At 68.6% G+C, this 23,880-nt stretch carries 1 protein-coding gene (cut by a window edge); it reads left to right on the forward strand.

Annotation, left to right across the window (positions count from 1 at the left end):
* Positions 1-23,879: the 3' portion of an LEPR-XLL domain-containing protein gene (locus LZ009_RS11185; protein ID WP_275698006.1), read on the forward strand. The gene continues 17,863 nt to the left of window position 1, outside the view; the window shows 23,879 of its 41,742 coding nt (coding positions 17,864-41,742); its start codon lies off the left edge, out of view; it ends in the stop codon at positions 23,877-23,879.
* The last annotated feature ends 1 nt before the right edge of the window (position 23,880 follow it).

Genomic DNA, 23,880 nt, shown 5'->3' on the forward strand with positions numbered 1-23,880 from the left:
TCGACGGCAGCGACCGGATGGAGATCGAATCCTTCGGCATCGCCGTCGGCGTGTCCGCCGGTGGCGCGGGCGGGGTCTCGGTCAACGTGACGGGCGCGGGCGTGCTCGCCTTCAACCAGATCGAGAACTCGATCGAGGCGAGCATCGTCGGCAGCGCGGCCAACGCCGGTGATGACGTCACCGTGCGCGCCGAGGACGGCGCCCACATCCTGTCCGAGCTCGGTGCGATCACCGTGGCGGCGGGCGGCGCCGGCGCGGTGTCGGTGAACGTGGCGGTCTCGGCCACCTATGCCGAGAACACGATGGCCGGCAGCCTCACATCGACCATCGACGATTCGACGGTGACGAGCACCGGCGGTGCCGTGACGGTCGAGGCTTATGCCGACAACTCCATCCTGGCCCTGGGCCAGGCGGTGGGCGTGGCCGCCGGCGGCGCCGGTGGCGTGTCGATCAACGTGGCGCTGAGCGCCGTGGCCGCGACCAACATCAGCGGCAACACGGTCGAGGCCAGCATCCGCAACGGCAGCAACGTGCACGCCATGAGCGCAGCCGATACGGACGGCGATCCTGGGGCCGACGGCGAAGTGACCGTCCGGGCGACCGACGTCTCCGGCATCGAGGCCGTGCTGATTTCGGTGTCGGCGGCGGCCGGCGGCGCCGGTGCCGTGTCGGTCAACGTGGCCGGCGCGCTGGTGTACGCCAGCAACGCCATGGGGGCCAGCCTCGACTTCGACTGGAACGGCGACGGCACCATCGACTTCCAGGACCTGCATGCCGGCGTGGCCGTGCTGACGGAACTGAACGAGCTGATGGCGGGCGCCGACCGTATCTTCGACGACATGGCGGAAGCCGGCGCCGACGGCACCATGGACACGGTCGACGACACCTCGACGGCCGACGACAACCTGTCGACGAGCGCGGCCATCGATGCCTACATCGCACGGCACCCGGGCGCCACCCATCTCCTGGCGCTGAAGCCGCTGGTGAGCGGCAGCTTCGACATCAACGGCGACGGCAACATCGACTACCGCGACCTGCTGCTCACGTCCAGCACGTCCAACGACGTGCAAGTGGGCAACGCCCTGAAGGCGACCATCGCCGACTCGCAGGTGCACGTGGCGGGAACGGTCGACGTGGCGGCGTCCACGGTGGACGGCCCTGATCGCATGGAGATCGAGTCCTTCGGCATCGCGGTCGGCATTGCCGCCGGCGGCGCGGGCGGCGTCTCGATCAACGTCGCCGGGGCGGGCGTCATTGCCTTCAACGAGATCCACAACGCCATCGAGGCGAGCATCGTCGGCAGCCGCGACGTGGTTGCCGGCGGCGACGTCACGGTCCAGGCCGACAACGGCGCCCACATCCTGTCCGAACTGGGCGCGGTCAGCGTGTCCGCGGGCGGTGCCGGGGCGGCCTCGGTCAACGTCTCGGTGTCGGTCACCTACGCCGAGAACACGCTGGGCGGCAGCCTGCTGGCCGTGATCGACGACTCGCGGGTCGACAGCACCGGCGGCGACGTGACCGTCGACGCGACGGCCGCTGCCTCGATCGAATCCTTCGGCCAGGCCGTGGGCGTGGCGGTCGGCGGCGCGGGCGGGGTGGCGATCAACGTGGCCGTCGCCGCGGTGCTGGCCGGCAACACGCTGACCAACGACGTGGAGGCCGGCATCGTCAATGGCTCCGATGTCGACGCCGGCGGCGGCGTCTCGGTCTTGGCGACCGACAGTTCCACCATCGACTCGCAACTGACCGCCGTGTCGGTCAGCGTGGGCGGTGCGGGCGCCGGGGCCTTGAACCTGACGCTGGCCCTGTCCGTGGCCGAAGTGAACTTCGGCACCAGCACGCGTGCAGTGATCTCCGGCTCCGACGTGACGGCCGATACTGGGGACGTCACGCTCACTGCCCTGTCCAATGGAACGGTCGACTCGAGCGCCGTCGCGGTCGGCGTTTCGTTCGGCGGCGCGGGCGGGTTCGCCGGTTCGGTGGCGGCCGCCGGCGCGCTGGCGTCGCTCACGTCCACCAACCTGGTCGAGGCGCTGATCGCCGACGACTCGGACGTGGACGCGACGCTGGGCTCGGTGCTGCTCACCGCCACCGACCAGACGGCGTTCACCAACGACGTGGAAAGCGTTTCCGTCAGCGCTTCCGTCGCGTTCGGCGCGGCGATGTCGATGTCGGTGGCTTACGCCCAGGCCAGCGTGCTGCTCGACGGCACGGTGCGCACGCGCATCAGCGACAGCGACGTCGACGCCGCCGTGGACGTCCGCGAGACGGCCCGGGCCGACAGCACGGTCTCGTCGAACGGCACCGGTGTTGCGGTGTCGATGTCGGCCGCCGTGGGCTTCTCGCTCTCGGGTGCAGGCGCCGGCGCGATCGTCAACAACACCATTACCCAGACGGTGCAGGCGGACATCCTCGCGTCCAATGCGGACGAGGCCCAGGGCGTGACGGCCGGTGGCACCGTGCAGCTGGCCGCGACGGACTCGATCTCGAGCACCGCCGATGCGACTGCGGCGTCCATCTCCATCTCCGGTGGCTTCGTCACCGGGTCGATCGCGATTTCCGCTGCGCAGGCCTCCAACTCCCTGGCCGGCACGACCAGTGCGGTGATCGACAACAGCCGGGTGCGCGCGAACACCGGGGTGCTCACCGTATCGGCCAACTCGGAGAGCGAGCTGTTCGCGACGCCCGATGCCTACGCCGTGGCCGCGGCGATCGGGATCGGCGCCGCCGGCGCCGGTGCAGGCGCGAGTGGTACGAACATCGTCACGCGCAGCACGCAGGCGCGCGTGCGCAACAGCTCCGATGCCCGCGCCCTGGCCGGGGCGATGACCGTCGAGGCCCACGACCGCCTCCATGCCACGGCGGATGTCAACGCCGCAAGCCTGAGCGTCGGGCTGACGGGCGTGTCCGCGAGCGTCGCCCTTGCCAAGAACAAGATTGCTTCGGTGACCCTTGCGGCCGTCGAGGACAGCACGGCGCAGTCGGGCGCCGGCGACCTGCAGATCATCGCCGACAGCAAGCTGAACTCTCTCGACGCCGGTTCGGGCGTGACCAAGACCACGGCCGACGCGTCGGCCATCAACGCCGCCATCGATGGTGCCGCCGCAGGAGCGCGTGCGGAGGAAATCATCGACTCGGTCGTCGAGGCGTTTGCGAGCAACGCGCAGTTGCGCGCCAGCGGTGGCGTGAAGGTGGACGCGGACAGCGACCACACTGCGACGCCCAAGGTGGTCGGCTTCTCGGCTTCCATCGTCGGCCTCGCCGTCTCGGCGATCGAATCGATCGGCAGGATCGACGGCGCCACGCGCGCTTACATCGATGGCAGCACCACGGTGACCGCCAACGGCGACACGGCCATCACGGCCGACAGCCTCGCGCACGCCAAGCCCACGGGTGAATCGATCGCCGTCGGCGGTGTGGGCATCGGTGGTGCGCTCGCGATCATGGACGCGCAGGTCAACCGCGTGACGGAAGCGTATGTCGGGCGGCACGCCGATACGTCGCAACTGGCGGACACCCGGCTCAACGAGCTGCACCTGCCCGCCCAGGCCGCGCCCTTCGTGACCGGCGAGATCGTCACCTACTCGTCGGGCGGTGGTGCGTCGATCGGCGGCCTGACCAGCGGCCAGCAGTACTACGTCATCGCGGGCGAGGACGGAAGCATCCAGCTCGCCAAGATCAAGCGTGGTCTTTTCGATGTCATCCTGGCGCTTGCGGAGCAGGACGACCTGAACGGCCGCGTCGCCATCGACCTGACGTCCTCGGGCACCGGCAGCAACCACCAGCTGACTCGCACGGGCCACCCGAACGTGGTGTTCTACCCGTCGGCACTGGTGAATCCGGCGCCGCTGACCACGACGACCGTCAATATCGGCAACCACAAGCTCAGCGTCGATGCCGAGTCCACCTACGAGGCCCGCGTCGACAGCTTTGCCGGCGGCTTCGGCCTGCTGGCCGGGGCGACCGTCACGAAGTCGAAGGCGAGCGTCGTCGGCGACACGCTGGCCTACGTGGGCGAGGGTACGACCGTCAGCGCCGGCGGGCTGGATGTCCTGTCCACCTCGCACGACCAGGCGTACTCGGTCAACGAGTTTGCCGCCATCGGCGGCGCGGCGGCGTTGAACGTCACCATCGCCGACGCCACGATCGACAGCCGCACCGAAGCCTTCACCGGAACCCGGGCCGGCATGGCGCCGACCGGCGGTTCGCGCGCTTCGATCACCCTGACCGACGGGGCCGGCACGGACGGTCGCCTGAAGATCGAGACCCACGGCAACCAGACGGCGCACGCCTCGGCGAAGGGCCTGGGAGCCTCGTTCGGCATCACGGTCAACGCGCTCAAGCCAACCGCCGACGTGTCGGGCGCGGTGCTCGCCTACGCCGGCGAAAACTCCACCGTCGTGGCCGACCGGCTCGACGTCAAGGCCTACGGCGACACCATGAACGCCACGACGACGGTGACCTCGGGCGCCGTCTCCGGCTTCCTCGCGGGGAACCTCCTGACGTCCCTGGCCAAGGTGACGGGCGAGGTCGAGGCCTTCATCGGCGCGCAGAACGACCGTGGCGCCACCGCGTCCGCGAAGCCCATCCTGACCATCGGCGGCAGCGATGCCGGCGACGGTGCCGTCGTCGTCGATGCCGACGCGACCATGAACGCAACCGCGGAAGCGCGCCTGCTCACCGCGAGCTTCGGCCTGTCCGTCAGCGCCGCCGAACCGAAGTCGGAGGTGAGCGGCAAGACCCGCGCCTACGTGCGCGATGGTGTCGCCCTCACGGCGGATTCGCTCACGGTCGAAGCGGGGAATTCCGGCGACCGCGTGCAGTACAACGCGACCACCACCACCGTCATGATGACCCTGGGCGGCCTGGCCTCGGTCTCCGTCCTGCGGGCCAATGCGCTGGTCGACGGAACCGTCGAAGCGTATGTGGGCGCCCCGTTCAGCGGGCCGGCCACCGGCGGCTCCGGCGTGACCGACATCACCGGCGCGGTGACCATCAACGCCTGGTCGGACATGAACGCCACCGCCGGCTTCGGCGAGGACGGCTTCGCCCTGACCGCGGGTGGTTTCGTGGCGGTCAACGTCTTCGACACGCTGACCGACGTCGCCGGCAAGACCCGCGCCTTCGTGGGGCAGGGGGGCACGCTGGATGCAGCGACGCTCGATGTCTACGCCGACGGCGACTACGACTCGAAGTCGGACACGCGCGGCTTTGCCGTCTCGGGCTTCGCCAGCATCTCGGACATCACGGCCCATGCGAACGTGAGCGGCAGCGTCGACGCGCATGTGGGTTCCGCCTCGGGCGTAACGCCGTCGTCCAACATCGGCACGGTCGACATCGACGGCCAGGTGAACATCACGGCCATCGGCCACATGCTGGCGACGCCGACCGTCGTGAATGCCGGCCTGTCCCTCATCACGCTGTCGAAGATCGACCAGTTCGCGAAGGTCGAGGGCACCGTGCGCGCCTACGTAGGGCAGGGGGTGGACCTCGATGCGAGCGGACTGGCCATCCTGGCCGATGCACCCGTGATGAAGGCCAACGTGCAGGGCGCGAGCATCTCCATCGGCGGCCTCGTCGGCGGCAGCGACGTCACCTCGCAGGCCTACGTCAGCGGCAAGGTCGAGGCCTTCATCGGCGCCGGCAGCAGCCAAGTCGCATCGAACGTGACCACCGACGTGAACGTCGGCGCAGGCGCGATCACGGTCGTGGCCGACAGCAACATGCACGCCGTCGCCAACCTGCTCGGCGTGGATGCCGGCGGGGTGATCGCGGTGGGCATCTACAAGCCGACGGCGACCGTTTCGGGCGCCACCTCCGCCTTCGTGCGCGATGGCGTGAACCTGCTGGCCGGCACCCTCGACGTGAGCGCGGGCAAGCTCGCGGGGAGCGACCGGGTGGTCAACAAGGCCGAGGCCGAAGCCAAGACGATCGCGGTTTCCTTCTTCGGCGCCGCCGCGGATCTCGTGGCGGAAGCGAAGACCACGGGGGTGGTCGAGGCCTTCATCGGCGCGCCCGAGGGCGTCAATGCCGGGGGCAAGGCGGGCTCCGTGGTCAAGGTGACCGGCGGAACGGACGCGGTGGACGTGTCCGCACGCGGCGACATCGATGCCGTGGCGCGTACCCAGGGTGGCGCGGGAGCCGGGTTCTTCGGGATCAGCCTCTACAAGCCGACCGCGATCGCCGGCGGCACGACGCGGGCGTATGCCGGCAACGGCGCGGATCTTCGCGTGACCGACCTGAACCTGACGGCCGACGGCGATGCACTTGCCGACGCCAAGCTGTTCAACGTGACCGTCGCCGGTGGCGTGTCGGTCGCAGGTCTGCAGCCCACGGCTCTCACCAGCAACAACGTCGAGGCGTATGTCGGGCGCAACGCCGAGGCGGCGGGACCGTCGCTGGCCCAGATCGACATCCTGAGCCAGGACGGCAGCACCCGGGGCACTGTCGACGCCGTGGCCACGGGCCGTACCGAAGCCCGCGCGGCGAGCGAAGGCTTCAACATCGCAGGGCTGGTGGGTGTGTCGATCACCACCGCGGTGGCGGACATGCAGGGCAAGACGCGCGCGTACGTCGGCAGCTACACCGACCTGACGGCGGGCGCCGTGAACCTCACGGCTTCGGAGGCGACTGCGGAGGCGAACTCCACGGTGAAGAGCACCGGCCTCAGTGGCCTGGTCGGCGTCGACAACCTGGAGTCGCGGGCGACCGCGAGCCGCATCACGGAAGCCTTCGTCGGCGACCACTCGACGGTCAACCTCGGAGGCGCGGACCTCACGGCCAACGCGACGACGAACACCGGCGCCTCGATGGCCAACGCCACGATCGATTCCGCATCGGCGGCGGGCCTGGTGAAGGTCGACAAGATGAAGATCGTCGCCACGATCGGCGATGGTGCGGGCCAGTCGTCGCGTACGCGTGCGTACATCGGAGCGGGCACCACGCTGTCCGCGACCGACGACGTCACGCTGAACGCCACGGCGAATACCACGGTTACGGCGGACGTCAACAGCACGACGGTGGGGGGCCTGGCAGCGCTCTCCTTCACGGACATCACGGCGAAGGCGGCGCACGACACGGAGGCCTTCATCGGCGATGGCAGCACCGTGACCCTCGGCGGCGCGCTGAGCATGACCGCCAATGGCACGACGACGGCCGCACCGCAGTCCAAGAACACCGGCGTTTCCGGCGGCGTGAGCCTCGCCAGCGCGACCGTCAAGACCGAGCTGGATAGCGATACGCGCGCCTACATCGGCAAGAGCGGAACGACATCCGCGGACAGCATCACGTTGCTGGCCAATGGCACCCACACCGCCTCGGCGGCGGCGCTGAGCACGGGCGCCGCAGGCCTGGCCTCGGTGAGCCTGCTCGACGTCCAGGTCGTGGACAACGGCGACGCCGAAGTCCGCATCGGTGCCAGCGAGGACGACCTCGACCAGGGTACGACGACGACGATCACCACCTCGGTCGGCGCGATCGACCTCGACGCGGCGCTGACGTCCAACGTCACCGCGCTGACGAAGGCGACCGCCATTGCGGGCCTCGCCGCCGCCACCAGCACCAGCACCAGCGCGAAGAACAATGCGACGGTGACGGGGCGCATCGGCGCCGGTGTGCAGGCCGATGCGGCGACCGAATTCAACCTCCAGGCCAAGCTGCTCGGCAAGTCGGAGTCCTCGGCAACGTCGATCACCTTGTCGCCCGGCGTCGCCCTGAGCAACTCCAACACGGTGTCCGAGTTCAATCCGACGGTGAAGGTCACGACGGGTACCGGCGGCTCGATCCATGCCGCCCAGGACGTGACGATCCTCGGCCTGCTGAACCACGACGGGACGAACTTCCTTCGCACCTCCAGCGGCTACGGCGCGCTGGGGTCGGCCGAGGGCACGACGGCGGCGCTGCTGGCCGCCGTCACCAACACCGTCATCACCGTCAACAACAACTCGGATGTCAACGTGACGGTCGGCGAGGACATGTCGCTGACGGCCGGGCAGGACGTGAACGTCGCGGCCCGGCACTCCGCGGAGGCTTTCGGCGCCGGTTCGACCGGCGGCTTCGGCGGCCTGGCCAGCGTGTCCAACATCACCGCGAACATCAACACCAGCAGCACGACCAACCTGTCGTTCCTCGGCAACGTGGGCGATGGCGTGACCTCGGGCGCGAAGAACCTCCGGGTCGACGCGGTGGCGCTGGCGGCAACCACTTCCAGCATGGCCTCGGGCACCGGGTCGCTGTTTGGCGACTTCGCCGGCGGGAATGCCAACTCGGTGACGAATCACACCGTCAACCTGACGTTCGGCGGCGCCGGCAGCACGATCAAGGTGGACGACGACATCGGCGGCAAGGCGTACCTGCTGGCCGACGCGGATTCGACGGGCTACGCCTCGGGCTTCGGTGGCTTCGCATCCTCCAAGTCCGTCGGCACCAGCGCGTCCGCCACCGGAACCGTCAATTTCACGGTGGGCGACACCCAGCATGTCGAGGCGGGCAAGCAGATCGAGCTCATCGCGGAACAGGGTGGCGAAGGCAGCGACATTTCCGACGGCACCGTCCTGAATTCGAACGCAGGCGCCAACACCATCAACTTCGGCAAGCTGCACAAGCTCACCGACGGCGCGACGATCACCTTCACCGGCACCACCCAGGGCGGGGTGTCGCAGGCCAAGGACTATACGGTCGTCGTGGTGGACGACGACCAGATCCAGCTGGGCACGCGTTTCGCGGCGGGCCAGGTCAACGTCAACTACGACACGATCACCGTCGCGAACCACGCCTTTGCGAATGGCGACCAGGTGATCTACAACTCGAACAACGCCGGCTCCTGGATCGACGGCCTGAACAACGGGCAGACCTACCAGGTGAAGGTGATCGACGAGAACACCATCAAGCTGCAGACCGTCGGCTTCACCGAGGTGTCGGATACCTTCAACCGCGGGACGATCGACGCGGTGGCCGACAAGATCCTCGACGCATCCACGCCCTTCGGCAATGGGGACGTGGTCACCTACCGTCCGGCCGGGGCGCGCACTTTCGTCTCGACCTTCGTCGACGCCAACATCACGCTCGACGACCCGAACACCGCCGCCAACGAGTTCGATACGAGTGCGGACGGTTCGAACGTCGGCCGCATCTACGTGCCCAACCACGGCTTCTTCAACGGGCAGGCGGTGGTCTACACCGCGCTCGACGGCTACACGATCCCGGGGTTGAGCAGCGGCGGCACCTATTACGTGATCAACGGCGGCAGCTACCTGGGGGATGGAACGCTCGGAGCAGCGTATGCCTTCAACTCCAACTTCATCCGCCTCGCCACGTCCCCCGACAACGCCATCGGGCGGGACACCGATCCGGATCCGGATGTCTTCACCTACCAGGCACCGGTGGTCATCAACCTGCCGTACCTGGACGACGGCAACGCGAATGCCCTGAGAGGCCACTCGCTGATCGGCAAGGGCGAGCTCCCGATCGGTGACCTCAATCCGGGGCAGGCCTACTATGTGGTCGGCAAGGACGCGGCAGGCTACAAGCTGGCCACCGATGCGGCGGGGCTGAACATCGTCAACCTCTACCTCAGCGGCAACAGCTTCTCCGGCACGCACACGCTCGTCAAGGAAAGCGTCGACCTCAAGTCCCAGGGCCCGGGCAGCGGGCAGACGCTGGTGTTCGACATCACGGCGAACAACATCAGCGGCGTCTTCGGCGGGGTGGGCGGGGCGGCCGGCTTTGCCATTCCGCAGTCCGCCGACGGCGTCGTGAATTCGTCGGCCGGCGGCACCGGTGGCAGCCTCGGGTTCAGCAACCAGTCGGGCGCCACGTATGCGTCGCAGTCGCTCAGCACCAACTTCACGGTGGCCGCGAACGCCCACCTGCTGGGGCAGAACGTCGTCATCCGGACGGACGGCGACGCGGCCGCCGTGGCGAACGCCGACGGTGGTGGCGGCGGTGCCGTGTCCATCGGCAACGCGGCGGCCCATTCCAGCGTGGTCAACACGAGCCTGATCAACATCGGCCAGAACGCCGTGATCAGCGCGCTCCATGACGTCCTGATCGACGGCATCCTGAAGTCCTACAGCTCTTCGGAGGGCCAGACGACCAGCGGCAGCTTCCTGGGCGCGGGCGCCGACGGCAGTGCCGACTCCCGGATCTACTACGGCGTCGACCAGAAGATCAACGGCGACATTACTGCCGGCAACGCCCTGACGATCCGCAACAACGTGGACAACAACGCCGTGGCGAAGGCGGAGGCTTACGGTGGCGGCGTGTTCGGGGTCAGCACCGACGTCAACGCCACCGCCGAAGTGCGCAAGGCGTCGCAGCTCGATGCTGCCCACGCCGAGTTCGCAGGCGCCGAGATCACGATCCAGAGCAGCGCCGACCTGCTGGCCAAGACGGTCACCGTGAATTCGGAGGTGACGCGCAACCGCGCCAACACCGACACCAACACGACGGCGGGAGCCGCGGGCGGCTCCGCGGTGTCGCGGGCCAACTCCCGGGTCGTCTCCGAGAACCGCGTGATCCTGGACGGCGGCTCGGAGATCACGGGCAACGAGTCCATCGTGATCCAGGCCAGGAACTCGTCGACCGACGACTTCGCGAAGTCGAAGGCGCGCCTGTACGCGATCGGCGGATCCACCACCTCGGACAGCACGGACGAAGTCACCAACGACGTCAAGGTCGAAGGCCACTGGGAATCCATCCTGCGCACGGCCGACCTGGACGTGAACGCCATCGACACCAGTGTCGGGAACAGCCGCAGCCGCGATGCCGGCGGCGCCTATATCGGTCCCGAGCACGAAGGCGGCAACGTAGCAACCAACCTGACGCGCGACATCTTCTGGGAAGCGCACGTCATCCTGCTGGGCGAGCCGAACCCGTACCTGCACATCGACAAGAACGGCGTCATCCAGTCGATGTCGAACATCGGCTTCCTCGGCGTCAACGCCGGCAAGGGCATCGGCGATACGCTCGCGTACGTCAACGTCAATGACAAGCAGGTCGTGCTGGACAACATCGTCTTCGACCATGCCGGCGACGTGACGTTCTACGCCAGCCACGACTCCACCTACGGCTCGAGCGGCCGCATCTGGGGCAACGAGGGGCTGATCGAGAGCCAGCGCAGCTGGGACTACGTCACCCTCATCAACGAGTCCGAGTGGGATCTCGTGGTCAACCACATCGATGCCATCGACGGCGGCGCGGTGGTCAAGGTGCAGGTGGACACCATCCCCTACGACGGCGACAACTCCAGCAACAACACTTCGAACACGGCCGGCAGCTTCGGCAACACGTTCGAGTTCGCGCTGAACCTGTTCTATCCGCAGACCGAGGTCCGGATCCTGAACATGGATCACGCGCTCGTGCTGCCTAACGATCCCTACGGAGCGCCGGCCTTCGGCGCAACCCCGCTGAACAAGGCCGACAGCGACATCATCCTGCTGGGCGGGATCGAGAACACCTTCGGCCACACCACCATCGTCAACGAGCGCGGCAACGTCCGGGCCGACCAGCCCGAGCTGCGGGTGACGGACCCGAACAGCCCGTCGGTCGTGAAGAGCCCGATCTTCGACGAAGCATTGATCCGCACCAACACGATCGTGGTGAAGGCCAGCGGCGACATCGGCAACCAGAACGCGGGCGGCTCGCGCAAGGCTCTGGAAGTCGAACTGCTGCGCATCCAGCATGCCGTCCTGGCGACCGACACGGTCTCCCTGAAGGAGGTGTCGTTCCAGGCCGAGGCGGGCGGCGACGCGGTGCTCGACATCACGCTGCACGACCGCACGACGGCCAGCGGCCCGCTGACGGTGGTGATCGACAAGATCACCGCCGGCGACGACGTCGACGTGGTGATCAACGACAGCAAGGCGGGCAACACGCCGTCGACGCTCACGGGCGTGTCGGTGCAGACCTTCGACCCGCCGGATCTCTCGACCACCAAGGCCCGCACGGGCAGCTTCTTCCGCTACTGGAGCCCGGACGAGGACGGCGGAGCGGCCTACTACGACTTCATCGCCCGCTCGCTGAACACCACGGCAACGGAGGTGGACTCGACCTACGTCTTCAACCAAGTCCGCGCGGGTGACGACATCGACATCGGCCACGTCACCACGACGGCGCCGTTCGGCGAAGCGCGCACCTACCGCACCACGGACCTCAGCTATGGCGCGATCAATCCCGACAAGACCACGCCGATCACGGTGACGCCGGCGGCGTCCTCGACGACGGTCAACTTCGTCATCTCCCTCGATGTCGACTGGGCCGGCAAGCAGCCCGACAGCGAGACCGAGCAGATCTGGCTGACCACCAACGGCAACATCACCGCCACCGAACTGGTCGGCGACATGCTGGTCGGCCACATCCATTCCACGGGCGGAGACGTGACGCTGACTTCGCCGCAGCGGATCCTGGACGCCGACGGCCAGCCGGGCATCGACGTCACCGGCGACGACATCACCATGACGGCCGGCTCCCCCGGCAACGCCGGTGGCGTCGGCCTGGCCACGGACTTCCTGGAGATCAACGTCGACCGCAACAATGCGACCGGCGTGCTGACGGTGACGGACACCGCGGGAATGTCCACGGCCGGCGTGTTCCTGAGCGACCTGCTCGGGAACATGCGGGTGGACATCGTGCACACCAAGGCGGATGTCTCGCTGCGCACCGTCAACGGCTCCATCCTGGAGGGCCGCCCGGGCGGCATCGCCTCCGACAAGGACGCCGCCGCCGACGTGATCGGCAACACCATCGCGATCGATGCGAACGGCTCCAACGCGGACATCGGCACGAGCGGCAACGACCTCGAGATCGATTCCTCCGTTTACCAGACCGGCACGGTGAGCCTGGAAGCCGCGCGCAGCCTGTACGTGGCCGAGACCGACGACACCTTGCGCCTGGTGCTGGCCCACACCTACACGGGCGACATCCGCCTCACGGTGCGGGATTCCGCCAACGGCCTGCTGGACGAGAACGACGACCTGGTGCTGCTCGGCTCCGGAACGGCTCGCTTTGCCGAAAGCAATGCGACCGCCGGCGGCAGCAACCCGGACGCGTCGCGCACCATCGCGCACGGCCAGGTGTTTGCGGAAGCCGGTGCAGTGACCTTGCTCGTCGGCGACGACATCGACTTGCACGCGAACAGCCAGGTGGTGGCGGACCGCGGCATCGCCATCTACGGCGACGCCAACTTCCGTGACGGGGTCAACCAGCTTGCCGACCTCGACGCGGGCTTCGGGACCGACATGGTCCTGCGCGGACGCCTGATCGCCAACGCACACTTGGTCACCGCCGGCAGCCAGACGCTGTCCGGCGACCCGATCGGCGTGGCCCAGGCCGAAGTGCAGACCGGCCCGGTGTACCAGACCTCCATCTGGGGCAACGGCGATGCCGACCTGTTCCAGTTCGGCGACGCCAGCGGCGCCACCGGCACGACAACCTGGGGCATCGACGGCTACATCTACCTCGGCGCGAAGACGCGCGTCCACGGCGGCCAGACGGCTGCCACGATCGGCACGCCCGCGGCGCCCGGCAACGACGGCGAGGACCGGTTCGCGGTGTACTTCCTGCAGGACACGGCCAGCATCACTTCGCCGGCGACGCAGTACCTCGACCCGGTGACGAACACGCTCGTGACGGTGTCCCTGGTGGCCGGCGTCCCGACGCTGGATCCGCAGCACACCCTGACGCTGGACGGGCAGGCCGACAGCGACACCTACGAGATCCACTCGCTCGGCAGCCGTGGCAACGCGCGCAACTACGTCATCAACATCCTCGACAGCGGCCAGTCCAACGACGGCGGCGACGAAGCGTTCATCGACAGCTACTCCAACGGCATCGACCCGGGAACGGGCCAGCCCTACGGATCGGACGACATCTTCCTGCTGCGGGCCGCTTCCTACCTGCCGAACGAAGCCGCCGATTCGCCGGGCTTCGTCGCCATCCTGCACGGCAATCTCGCCGAGTACCAGGACGTCGTCGCGAACAACGAGAGCAGCCGCGAAGTCCAGCGCATCAACTACGACACGGGCCTGAACGGACGGCTCAACGTGCAGGGCCGCTCCGGGAACGACGCCTTCTTCGCCGACGACACCACCGTCATCACCACGCTGGATGGCGGCGCCGGCAACGACCAGTTCCAGGTCGGCCAGATCTTCGGGCAGCAGCGCAACGTCGCGGACGGCCACCTGCTCGCGCAGGACGTCTTCCCGGACCTCGTGGCCACCACGCGCGGCTGGCTCAGCGCCGGCTCCAACGCGCCCATGCTGGTCCAGGGCGGCACCGGCAACGACGAATTCCGCGTGTACTCCAACCAGGCCGAACTCCGGCTGGAAGGCGACGACGACAACGATTTGTTCATCGTGCGCGCCTTCGCGCTCGCCGCGACGGTCGATTTCGACTGGAATAACGACGGCGTGCAGAACAAGGCCGACCTCGACGCCGGCGTGGCCGTGCTCAAGAAGCTGGACGAGATCCGCCTGGCCAACCCGGGCTTCACGCTCGCGCAGGTGGTCAACGCGCTGCCGGCAAGCATGATCGGCACGGCGTCGCCGACCTACCGCACGCAGCTCGCCGCCAAGCTGGCGGCGCTGCCGCCGGCCGGCACGCACAGCGCCTTCGATGTCAACCGCGACGGCGGCATCAACTTCCTGGACCTCATGCTGACGGCCTCCACGTCCGACGACACGATCGTGCTGGACGCCGAAGGAGTCGCCACGCCGCAGATCGGCCTGGGCTTCTCCGTGGCACAGGCGCCGGACATCCGCGCCGGCGGCGGCCAGGACGAGGTGCGCTACAACGTGAATGCGCCGGTCTCCGTCGACGGCGGTGCCGGCTTCGACAAGCTGGTGATCCTGGGCACCGAGTTCGCCGACGACATCGCCATCACCGAAAAGGGCATCTTCGGTGCGGGCCTCAACGTCCGCTACGACCAGGTCGAGGTCGTGGAAGTCGATGGCCTGGAAGGCGACGATGAGTTCTTCGTGCAGTCCACGGCCTTCGGCGTCGCCTACCGCGTGATCGGCGGGCTCGGTTCCGACACGATCAACGTGGCCGGCGACGTGGTCGAGGACATCATCACCCGCGAGCTGGAAGGCGCCTCGGGTGCGGTGAACCACCTGGTGCGCTCCGGCGACGCGCTGTACGACGGCCTGGTGGTGGACGGCTTCGACTACAACGTGGCCAACCCGAGCGAGGGCATCGTCGTCATCAACGAGGGGGCCGACGGCTTCACGGCGGTGCGCGAAGGCGGCCCGCGCCAGGCCGACAGCTACACGGTGCGGCTCGCCCGCGAGCTGCAGGTCGGCGAGGTGGTGTACGTCACCGTCTCCGCGGCGCGCAGCCCGCAGGAAGAGGAAGAGAACACCTTCGCCAATCCCGCGCCGCTGCCCGGCGGCAAGGGCGACTCCATCTGGCTGTCCACGGTGGCGCCGGCGAACCTCAATGCGCCGACGGACGCCGAGTTCCAGCGCACGATCACGGTCAACGGCGTGGCGAAGCAGGTCAATAACCGCTCCGTCGTCCTGACCTTCACCCACCTGAACTGGGACGACGAGCAGACGGTCTACCTCTACGCGCCGGACGACACGCGCGCCGAGGGCGACCGCGTGGTGGTCATCCAGCACTCGGTGATTTCGCCGACCTCGGCCGATTACGACGGCGCCGACGTGCGCAACGTCGAAGTCGAGGTGCGCGACAACGACACCCCCGGCGTCTACATCACCGAGGTGGATGCGGGCGGCGTCGAGGACGGCCGCACGCTGGTGATCGAAGGCGAGGGCACGACCGGCCTCACCGACGAGATCCGGCTGCAGCTGGCCAAGGATCCGGCGGCGGGCAGCAAGGTCGTCGTCGACCTCGTGGTGAACGAGCTCGCCGACCAGGCCGTGAGCCTGTTCCGCAAGGTGCCGGGCGACACGCGCCTGAACCTGTTCGCCACCCCGGTGTGGAACGCCGGCTACAAGGGCTGGGTGCTCGGCACGGCGACCTTCGACACCACGCAGGCGGGCTGGAACGACCCGCTGCGCGTGGGCATCGAGGCGCGCGACGATTTCGTCCGCGAAGACATGCAGACGGCGGTGCTCCGCTTCGAGCGCAATGCCGCCACGACCGATGCGAACTACGTCTTCCCGAACCTGCGTTCCGGCCTGCAGCTGCTGGACGTGGAAGTGGTCGACAACGAGACGGCCGGTGCCGTGGTGCTGGAAAGCGGTGGCAGCACGGTGCTGGTGCCCGACCTGCCGGCCGGCTCCGGCGTCAATGACGACTACGACATCCGCCTCACGCGCCAGCCGACGGCGGCGGTGCAGGTCGCGGTGCTCACCGACGGCCTGGCGGACGTGGTGTCCGTCGACGGCGTCACCGTGACGCCGAACGACTACGTCGAGGTCGGCGGCTTCCGGCCGACCCAGGTGTTCGCCGGCTTCGTCGTGTTCGGCACCGACGGCACGCATGCCACGGTGACGCGCGGCGCGGGCTCCGACCTGGGCAGCTTCATCGACGAAGGCTTCCATGCCGGCCAGCTGATCCGCATCGGCGGCGCCGCCGCCGGCAACAACGGCGACGTGACGGTGCTGTCGGTCACGGACAAGACGATCACGCTCACCACCGCTCTGGGCGGCCCGCTGGGCGCGTCCGCCGGTGCGGTCGCCCTCAGCGACCTGGCCAGCGAGGAGGTGTTCCGCGGCGTCGTCAGCTACGGCGTGTCGCCGGTGACCGACCAGTTCCCGGGCGAGTACCTGATGCGCAGCCTCGCCTTCAACCAGCAGGGCTGGCTCGGCGAGGGCTTCCTCGAGGGCATGTGGGTCCGCGTGATCAACCAGGCGAACCCGGCGCAGGAGATCGAGCTGAAGATCCAGCTGATCCGCGGCGACAACAAGACCAAGGACACCAAGCTGCAGTTCACCAGCGAGACGGCGCTGCCGGCCTGGCTGAAGGCCGGTCCGGTGGACGTCCGGGTGGTCCGCATCGCGGCAGCCGCGGGCTTCACCACGGCCAACTGGTACCAGCTGCAGAACGTGGAGCTGGAGGCGGACACCTCCTACTTCGTGCCGCCGATGCGCGAGGGCGTGAAGATCTTCCCGGTCTCCACGCACACGCTGTCCAAGCTGCGCGGCCCGCTGGCGGTGGAAGGCGGCCCCACGGGCGCCGACCGCTCGCTCACCAACGGCGTCAAGCTGCCCGGCGAGACCGACACCTACCTGATCGCGATCGGCGCCCAGCCGCCCGAGAGCCAGCAGATCGACGTCCTGAACATCTTCAACGACAGCAGCCAGGCCGACACCATCGGCACGATGGACGACACCACCCTGCGCGGCTTCGGCATGGCGGAGGACCTGGACTTCGGCGCCCTCACGGGCCCGACCTTCGGGGAAGGCAGCGTCTTCCCGGGCGGCATCAGCTTCGGCAAGGTCAACTTCGGCGCCGGCGGCTTCGGTACCGACGGCAACGAGAGCACCGTCGAGGTCCTGAACCTGATGCTGGGCGAAGGCAACGACCGGCTGAACATCACCGACACGCTGCATCCCGCGCCCTTCGTGTCCGCGGAGAACGTGTTCCAGTTCAAGTCCACCGCCACGGGCGGCGAGATCTCGCGCGACAAGTTCGACTGGAAGGCGCAGGGCTTCCTGCCTGGCCAGAACGTCACGATTGCCGGCCTGTCCGGAAGCTGGACGGTCGTGGAGGTGCGCGACGCGATCAAGCAGGTGCCAAATGGCTCCGGCGGCTTCGTCAATGTGCAGGATCCCAACGACAACTCCATCCTGGTGTTGTCGGGCGCGCCGCTGCCGCTCACCGGCACGGCGAACCGCAAGATCCTCGCGGTCGACAAGCTGGTGAACACCACGGTGGCCATGGCCATCACCCACACCGACACCGGCGGGACGCTGAAGCGCCTCGATGGCGGGCTGTGGACGAACGACGGCTTCCTGAAGGGTCACCTCGTGTCCCTGGGTGCCCCCGGCAGCGCCGTGCAGTACCGCGTGCTCGGCATCAACGGCGACACGATGGAACTGCAGGGCGTGCCGCTTTCCACCCAGGCGAACGTCACCCGGCAGGTCTGGGTGCAGGGCCCGCACGGCTCGCTCACCGTGGCGCATGGCGGCGGCAACATGTACGTAGAGACCGAAGGTTCGTTCGACAAGCGCACGACCTCGGGCAACAACGTCTTCACCCGCCTGGACGGCCGCAGCTGGACGGCGGACGGCTACGAAGTCGGCCAGTACGTGCAGCTCGCCGGCGAAGCGCAGACGCGCCAGATCCTCGGCTTCGTCAACGCCGATGCATCGCTCAAGCCGGCTGGCTCCTTCGCGAGCTGGGGCACGGGCTCCGCGATGCGGCTGTCCGGGCCGGTCTTCACGACGGCGACCGTGAACAACTTCAACGTGCACGTGGCCGAGCCGCGCGAAGTCGCGGTCGACGTGCCGCTCACCGTCACGGTGGACAAGCTGTCCTGGACCGGCGGCAACTGGACCGCGGCCGGCTTCTACGTGGGCCAGGTCGTGTACGTCGAGGGCGTGGCCGGCGGCTTCACCGTCGCCCAGCTCACGGGCGGCGACATGGTGCTGCAGGGCGCGGCGCTCCCGGCGTCGGTCGGCTCCAGCGCGGCCAATCCCACCATCCGCGTGTACGGCTACGACGTGCGTGTCGACGGCGGGCGGCGCATGGGCGGCGACACCATCACCGTCAGCGGCGGTGCCGGTCCCGACAGCCCGCTGGTCGTCTATGGCGATACCAGCCAGGACGGCGTCTGGTACTCGGGCCACAGCTACGACCGTCTCGGCCTCGAGTTCGGCGAAAAGCCCTTTGACCCGTTCCCCAACCTGCCGGACGACGAGAACGAGGACAACGAGTGGGTGTTCCCGGTCGCCAACCCGTACAGCTACGCGGGCAACGACGTGATAGACGCGCGAGCGCTGTTCGCGGGCACCAGCGCGGCCAGCCTGCCGTCCGTGGGCTTCACCGCCTACGGCGGCGCCGGCAACGACGTCATCTACGGCAGCCAGGCGGGTGACCACCTCGCCGGCGGTTCCGGTAACGACACGATCTTCGGCCAGCGCGGCGTGGACCACATCTACGGCGACTCCGGCGTCAACGTGGACATCCTCACGCGCGCGCTGACGATTCCGACGGTGGACGCCAGCCCCGCGCCGAGCGTCAATCCCGCCCTGGAGGCGACCGACTCGACCTTCAAGCCGGTCAAGTCGCCGGTGCGCGACGGTCTCGTGGCGGGCCGCGACACGCTGTACGGCGACGGTCCCGGCACGGTGGCGGGCGGTCCCGAATCCGCGTACGACGACATCATCTTCGGCGACCACGGCTCCATCGTGCAGAGCGTGGTGGATCCCAACCTGCCGGACGGGCGGCCGCAGAAGATCCAGACGACGGCGATCACCACGCTGGTCAGCATCCATTCGAAGGAACTGCAGAACGGCACCGACGACGTGATCTTCGGCGGCCTGGGCCGCGACATCGTGATCGGCGGCGCGGGCAACGACATGGCCGATGGCGACGAAGCCGACGACCTGGTGTTCGGCGACAGCGTCACCGCGCTCACGCGGCGCCCCGGCGACATCACCAGCACGCGCTTCGAGACGCTGGCGGGCACGCTCCTGTACAGCCGCAGCGATATCGGCACCGGCACCAATGCCTACAACAGCGGCGAGCTGCTGGTGGATGGCGTGGCGCGCAACTACCGCGACCCGGACGGCGCGCCGTGGTGGGCCGAGTACACGATCGACTACAAGGCACTGCACACGGTCGACATGGACCGCGGAATCGTCGGCGCCGGCAGCTTCGGCAACGACTACCTGGCCGGCGGCCAGAAGCACGACCTCGTCTTCGGACAGCTGGGCAACGACGTGGTGCAGGGCGACGGCGGCATCGACGATGCGTTCGCGGCGACGAAGCACGTGGGTGCCACCCGCACCCCGGGCGGCATCAACGACCCGATCGGGCCGCTGAGCGTGGTCGCCTCGTACGAGGCGGCGACCGACGGCGAGGACTACATCGAGGGCGGCGGCGGCAACGACGTGGTCTTCGGCGGTCTCGGCCAGGACGACATCGTGGGCGGCAGCTCCAGCCACTTCGGCCTCGCGATCAACGCCAACCCGCTGAAGAACGAGCGTCCGGACGGCAGCGACATCCTGTTCGGCGGCGCGGCGACCAACATCGCGCGCAACGACCTGGGCGATGCCACGCTCACCGACGCCGCGGGGACCAACGCCAACAAGGACGTGGTCACGAACGTGGTGAACGGCCACTCGCTGGATGCGGACACCATCGTCGGCGACAACGGCGACATCATCCGCATCGTGGGCCTGAACCACGTCGACGGGCAGGGCGTGCTGGCGGGGCAGCTGTACGTCTCGTTCAAGTACGACGACCCGGTCACCTTCGCCGGCAACGGCTACGGCGACCAGAAGATCATCGTGCGCGGCGTGCGCCAGCTCGACTACACCGCGGGCGGCCCGGACTTCCGTCCCGACCTGTTCGGCTCGTACACCAACCCGAACGACCACGACGCCGACGGCTACTTCACCGTGGACGGCCTGAAGTCGCGCATCGACATCGGCGGCGCCGACGAGGTGCACGGCGAGGGCGGCGACGACACGATCTACCTGGGCGCGGGCGCGGACATCGCGTTCGGCGACGGCCAGGACGACGACATCATCGGCGGCTGGGGCAACGACTGGATCTCGGGCGGCACGGGCCAGGACGGCGTGATCGGCGACGACGGCCGCATCTTCACGAGCCGCAACACGGCGGACGCCACCAAGGCCGAGAGCATCTTCGGGATCGCCGCGCTGCTCGCGAGCGACCCCGACACGCGCACGAGCCAGGGCAACGTCCTCAACGAGTTCATCTACACCCCCGGCCAGATGCAGACGGAGACGATCAACGTCGCCGGCGAACTCAAGAAGACGGTGGACCTCACGCCTTACGGCCTGACGCCGCTGGCGCTGGCGCTCGGCGAGAACCCGCTGTTCCGGCCGGTGTTCGCCGACGACGTGGTCTTCGGCGGCCTGGGCGACGACTTCCTGCACGGCGGCGCCGGCGACGACGCGATGCTGGGCGGCGAGGCCCTGCCCGAGTCCTACGACGTGCGCTTCGACCTGTCGGGCCAGGTCGCCGGCCTGGTCCGCACCGACTTCTCGCGGCCGTACAACCCGGGCAACCTGCTGTACTTCGGCCCGGACACCGACCCGTGGAACGCGCCGAAGCCGGTGCAGCCGCGCCTGGGTGAGTTCTTCCTGTACGACGAGTACGACCCGCGCCGCACCATCCTGTTCGTGGACAACACCGGGGCCGTGTGGGACGACGACACGCCGATCCCGGCGGGCAAGACGCTGCTGGACCTGAAGCAGTACTTCCTGAACTTCGCCGACACCGAAGGCATGAAGATCGGCGGCTACACGCAGTTCAACAACAACGGGACGCCGATCACCACGTCCTTCCAGTACCGCCAGAGCGACGGCGAGGACGCCATCTTCGGCGGCCTGGGCAACGACTGGATCGTGGGCGGCACCGGGCGCGACCACATGTACGGCGGCTGGGGCAACGACCTGCTGAACGCCGACGACACGCTGGGTGCGATGGCGGGGACCTACGACGGCACCGGCGCGCTGAACAACGCGCCGGACACGCACGCGTCCTACGAGGACCGCGTGTTCGGCGGGGCAGGGCTCGACATCCTGATCGGCAACACCGGTGGCGACCGGCTGATCGACTGGGCGGGCGAGTTCAACAGCTATCTCGTGCCGTTCGCGCCTTTCGGCATGGCGACGGTTAGCCGGCAGGTCAACCCGCAGCTGTTCGACTTCCTGTACGCGCAGGCCTGGAGCGACGGTTCCGACCCGACGCGCACCGCCGACACCGGCGACCAGAACGCCAAGGTGAAGTACAGCAACGTCAACCAGCTGATGGGCGGCATCCACAGCGAGATCGGCCTCATCACGCAGCAGGACCACGGCTACTGGCAGGACCAGACCGGCGGCCCGACCGATCCGCAGCCGGGCAACATCCCCGGTGGGCCGCGCGACGTGAAGCGCACGGCGGACTTCAACGCCGGCACCCTCGCGGGCATGGCGCCGGACAGCGGCACGTTCGCCGTCAGCAACGGCGCACTGTCCGTCACTTCGTCCGCCAGCACGGGCGATGCGGTCGCGGTCTGGTACACCGAGGAATACCTGCCGACCTACTACGAGATCGTCGCGTCCATCCAGACGGACAAGCCCACGGGCGGCGCCAAGGCCAACGCCTACATCATCTTCGACTACCAGTCGCCGACCGATTTCAAGTTCGCGGGCATCAACGTCTCGAACAACAAGATCGAAATGGGCCACCGCACCGCGGCGGGCTGGATCGTCGACGCGCAGTCCACGGCCCCCGTGCAGATCAAGCCGAACCAGGCCTACGAGGTGCTGGTCGCGGTGAACGGGACGAACGTGACGGTGACGGTCGATGCGAAGTCGTATTTCACATTCACCTTTGCGGCGCGCGTGATCGACGGCGTGGGCTACGGCCTCAACAAGGGCTTCCTGGGCGTGGGCTCGCAGCAGGCCAAGGGCACTTTCGACAACGTCTCGCTGCGCATGCTGCCGGCGACCGTGACCTTCCAGGCCACCGAAGCCTTCGCCGCCGGCACCGGCCCGCTGTTCGGCGCCGACGCCACGGGCAGCTGGTCGGCCACGGGTGGCCGCTATGCCGGTGCACCGGCGGGCGGGGTGGACCCGGCGATCAGCCTCGCGCGGCTCGCCGTCAACCAGCTGCAGCCCGGCTCGACGCTGGACCTGTCCGCGGTGGTGAACACGCAGGGCCGCGCCGGCTTGGTGTTCGACTACTACGGCCCGCAGGACTTCAAGTTCGTGGCGATCGACGCCGTGACCGACCAGGTGCTGGTCGGCCACCGCACCGCGCGTGACGGCTGGGCGATCGATGCCGCGTTCGCGCGCGACATCGTGGCCGGCACGAACTACACGCTGGCGATGTCCATCCGCTACAGCGTGGCGACGATCAGCGTCAACGGCTCGGTGGTGGGCAGCTACTCGTTCAACGGCGTGCCGGTGGACGGCTGCTTCGGCGTCTTCTCCCGCGCTGCGAGCACTTTCGACGACGTCTCGATCCGCACCAACGATCCGGCCTTCGCCACCGGTGCGGCCTTGCTGGCCGCCGGCACGCCGGATGCGAGCGGTGCCGACGTCACGGCGTCGGTGGCGGCGATCGAGCCGCTGTTCGAGGAGGCCCTGCGCCGCTGGTCGGCCACCGCGGACGCGGGCGCCCTGGCGGCGATGCGCTCCGTCGACCTGCGCGTGGCAGACCTCGCCGGCGATGCGCTGGGCCTGTACGAGGACGGCGTCGTGTACATCGACATCGACGCCGCCGGCCACGGCTGGTTCATCGACAGCACGCCGCAGGACGACCGCGAGTTCCTGGTGCCCGGCACCGGCCCCGCGACCGGCCAGATGGACCTGCTGAGCGTGATCGCGCACGAACTGGGGCACGCCGCCGGCTTCGGGCACGCGGATGCGGGCGTCATGGACGATGCGCTGGCCGCCGGCACGCGCACCCTCCTGGCACCGACCACGGCACCCTCGCTCGCACCGGAAAAGGGCACGCGGCTCGCCGGGGAGACGGGGTCGGCTGCGCCGATGGGGGTTGCGCCCATCTTCGTGTGGGAAAACCCGATGGCTGCAACGGCGCCAGTGGTGCACGCTGTGCCTTCGACCTCGCCTGCGTGGATGGATGATTTCCTCAACCACCTGGGCAAGACGGAGGAACAACGCAACCCCAACGCATCGCTGCGCATCAGCATCCCGCCCGTCGCCATGAAGCCCGCCGCCAACCTCAAGCCGCAACTGGGTGCCTTCCCCGGGAAGGGAGGCGCGTCTTGAC

This window comes from Ramlibacter paludis, from assembly GCF_022012305.1.
Taxonomy (GTDB): domain Bacteria; phylum Pseudomonadota; class Gammaproteobacteria; order Burkholderiales; family Burkholderiaceae_C; genus Ramlibacter; species Ramlibacter paludis.